The sequence below is a fragment of the Sphingobium sp. genome (assembly GCF_035511395.1).
Lineage (GTDB): Bacteria > Pseudomonadota > Alphaproteobacteria > Sphingomonadales > Sphingomonadaceae > Sphingobium.
This window is the reverse complement of the sequence record NZ_DATKFP010000224.1, coordinates 1-3,026: the sequence shown is the minus strand read 5'-3', so window position 1 is coordinate 3,026 and position 3,026 is coordinate 1. Positions and strand designations below refer to the sequence as shown.

The window sequence follows — 3,026 nt, the reverse complement described above, 5'->3', positions numbered from 1 at the left end:
TGCGACGCCTGACCGCAACCGATATGGCGACCGTCGCGCGCTATGCTTTTCCAGCCGGTCTTTATGGTTCAAACAATTCGGAATGCGTAACGATCGCCTCCGTCAGTAACGCATCGTGATGTCAACATGCGTGACACCATCCGCCGCCTTGAACTTCACCGCGTCGAAAGAAGGCGGAGCGAGGACGACCGCCGCATTGTTGGAAAAGCCGTAGCCTTCTTCCGGAAGGCCGAGCATGCTCCGGTCGAATTTCCTGTCGCCGTTTTCGTCATGATAAATGGCGATGGCGTAGGTTCCCGGTCCCGGCACGGACAGGCAGGCGACGGTTACCGGCATTTCCGCCTTTATCCGGAGACGAGAGAGTTTCCCACCCCTTGCAAGAAAACGCTCCTTGTCGTCTGGATAAACAGTGATGGTTATGTCGCCCTTGGCGGCGCGGACATTGCTTACGGAAATTTCGAGACGCGTTTTGGCGCCGGACGGGCAGGCTGCGGCATGCGCATCGTCGGCGCCTGAGATAAGCTGGATCGCAAGCGCGAACAAACCCACCCTGAACGGGATCGTTTTTGCAGCCCTTCTGAAGATCGAAACTGACACTTTTCGCTCGACGTTCCGCCCGGTAAGCGGCTTAGTGTGTCCGCCCTTCGGCCAATAAATACGCACCACGCTGGTAACGCAAGTTCATGGCAAACAGTACTCAACAAAAATTCGACTATCCGCAATCGCTTATCGCGGAAACGCCTTATTGGTCGCTTCAGACGCGTCGGCAACAGCCCGCGCTGGGCGCGGTGGTGCTTATCTGCAAGGAACCCGCGACCGCCTTCGGTCAATTAAGCGCGGCGGCATTCGCCGGCCTGCAGGGCATGATCGCGGCGATTGAGCGAATGCTCGGCGGCTTCGTCGCCTATGAGCGCATCAACTATCTCATGCTGATGATGGTCGATCCCGATGTGCATTTTCATGTCATTCCCCGCTATTCCATCCTGCGCATCTTCGAGGAGATCGAGTTCAACGATGCGGGCTGGCCGGGACCGCCGGCCCTTGCCGAGGCTGTCGCGCTCACAGACGCGCAGCTCGACGCGTTGACGACGCATTTGCGTGTGCTCTGGGAACAGGGCGTTCACTGATGGGTTCTGCCGAGCCGCCTTACGGGCATTCATTGCGGCTGTCGCTTATCGATCGGTATATTCTCGTCCGCGCCAGCGGGCCCTTCGCCATGGCTCTGGGCATTTCCTTATGCGCCCTGTTGCTTGAACGGCTCCTGCGTCTCTTCAATCTTCTGGCGGAAACAGGCAGTCCGTTCGGTGTCGTCCTGGAACTTGCGGCCAATCTCGTGCCGCATTATCTCGGGCTGGCACTGCCCGCTGGCTTCTTCATCGCCGTTTTTGTCGCGGTGGCGCGGCTCAGTGAAGAGAACGAGTTGGATGCGATGCTTGCGAGCGGGCTTTCGATCTATCGCCTGTCGCGTCCCTATATCGTCGCGGGTTGCGTCTTTGCCGTCTTCAGCATTCTGCTATTCGGATTTCTTCAGCCCTATAGCCGCTACGCTTACCGCGCCATCCTCTACAGCGCGACCAATGCCGGCTGGGGAGGGCAGGTGCAGCCGCGTGTCTTTATCGACGCCGACAAAAGAATAGTGCTGACGGCGGATTTCGTCGACCAGACAGGCACGAAACTGAAAGGCGTATTCCTGCGCAAGGAGACGCCCACCGGCGAACAGGTGACAACCGCCGAAAGCGGTCAGTTCGCCCTCTCCGCGGATCGTTCTCAGATAAATCTCTTGCTGCAAAACGGCATAAGGCTCGACGACGGGCCGAATGGAAAACCGCGTGCGATAAAATTCGACAACATTCTGGGCAATGTGGCCTTCAGTTCCGACGCGCCACCTTTTCGACCGCGCGGTGAACGCGAGCAGGAACTGACGCTGATCGAATTATATGCCGCCATTCACCATCCGGGCAGCACTGGCATCAATCCGCCGCGCCTCGTTTCCGAATTCCATGCCCGTCTCGTAAGGGCGCTATCTCTGCCCTTCCTGCCGCTTTTGGCCATTCCGCTTGCCATGACCGCGAAGCGGCAGCGCCGCAGTTCGGGGCTCGTCATCGCCATGCTGATCCTGCTCGCCTATCACCATGCCGTGCAAGCCGGCGAGAGCTTCGGCGATACCGGAAAAATCTCGGCGGACAAGTCGCTCTGGCTGATTTTTTCCGTCTTCGCGATCTTTTGCATCTGGCTTTTTACCCGCAGTTCTCATCGCCCCGGCGACAATCCGATCACACGCAGCGTCGATCGCGTAGCGCGATTTCTCGATCTCCTGCGCGGCATGCGCCTGCCCCAATGGCTGCGAAGGGCCACATGAATCGCGTTCTGCAAACTTATCTGACACGGACCTTTGCCACTCAGGCGCTTGCCTGTGTCGCGGCGCTGACGGCGCTTTTGCAGGCGCTCGATCTTCTCGACAACGCGACCGACATATTGCAGCGCCATCTCGGGATTCGGGGCATCGGCTACTATCTCGCGCTCCGTCTTCCCACGGTCGTCGATCAGGTGCTTACCATCGGTGTACTGATCGCCAGCATAATGACTTTCAGGAATCTGGCTCGGCACAACGAGATTACGGTTTTACGGGCGGCGGGTATCACGACCTATAAAATGGCCATTCTCCTCCTCCCCGTCATCACGGCCATCGCTCTCTTTCAATTTGTGCTGAAAGATCAGATCACGCCGCGCACGGAGCGGGCACTGTCCGTATGGTGGCAGGCCACGCAGTTACATGACGACAACGACGATGCGTCCATCAAGCCACTCTGGTTCCGCGTAGGGCCTTGTATCGTCTCCGCCAGGCACGTTGGCGGCGACGGGCGCCTCATCGAAGGCGTGGAAATTTACTGGCGCGAGAATTCGATGCTCACCCGCCGTGTCGTCGCCGAGCGCGCCGAGGAAAAAACAGGTCAGTGGCTGCTCCGGAATGCGATGGAAACCGGCCTGCGGGATGGCGTCGCGATCTCCGAAACGCCTCAAGACAT

General features: G+C 58.7%; 4 protein-coding genes. 3 read left to right on the top strand and 1 reads right to left on the bottom strand.

Going from position 1 to position 3,026, the window contains the following annotated elements:
* Nucleotides 1-102: 102 nt before the first annotated feature.
* On the bottom strand, nt 103-666 hold the full coding sequence (locus VMR39_RS15180; protein WP_325416791.1) for a DUF2141 domain-containing protein: 564 nt from the start codon (nt 664-666) through the stop codon (nt 103-105).
* A 17-nt stretch (nt 667-683) separates the two neighbouring features.
* Here VMR39_RS15180 and VMR39_RS15175 point away from each other — a divergent pair, with 17 nt between their 5' ends.
* The 3 genes from VMR39_RS15175 to VMR39_RS15165 all read left to right on the top strand — a co-directional run.
* The gene (locus tag VMR39_RS15175) at nt 684-1,127 is read left to right on the top strand and encodes an HIT family protein (RefSeq protein WP_325416790.1); all 444 of its coding nucleotides are present in this window, start codon (nt 684-686) and stop codon (nt 1,125-1,127) included.
* Complete coding sequence (locus VMR39_RS15170) at nt 1,127-2,359, top strand: LptF/LptG family permease (protein ID WP_325416789.1); 1,233 nt, start codon at nt 1,127-1,129, stop codon at nt 2,357-2,359. The genes VMR39_RS15175 and VMR39_RS15170 overlap by 1 nt, the downstream gene beginning before the upstream one ends.
* On the top strand, nt 2,356-3,026 hold a 671-nt coding region (locus VMR39_RS15165), incomplete at its 3' end, for an LptF/LptG family permease (protein ID WP_325416788.1). The genes VMR39_RS15170 and VMR39_RS15165, both read left to right, overlap by 4 nt.

What these genes read in the sequence shown, in the direction of transcription:
- VMR39_RS15175 (WP_325416790.1), top strand. Translation starts at nt 684, where the DNA reads ATGGCAAACAGTACTCAACAAAAATTCGACTATCCGCAATCGCTTATC.
- VMR39_RS15170 (WP_325416789.1), top strand. Translation starts at nt 1,127, where the DNA reads ATGGGTTCTGCCGAGCCGCCTTACGGGCATTCATTGCGGCTGTCGCTT.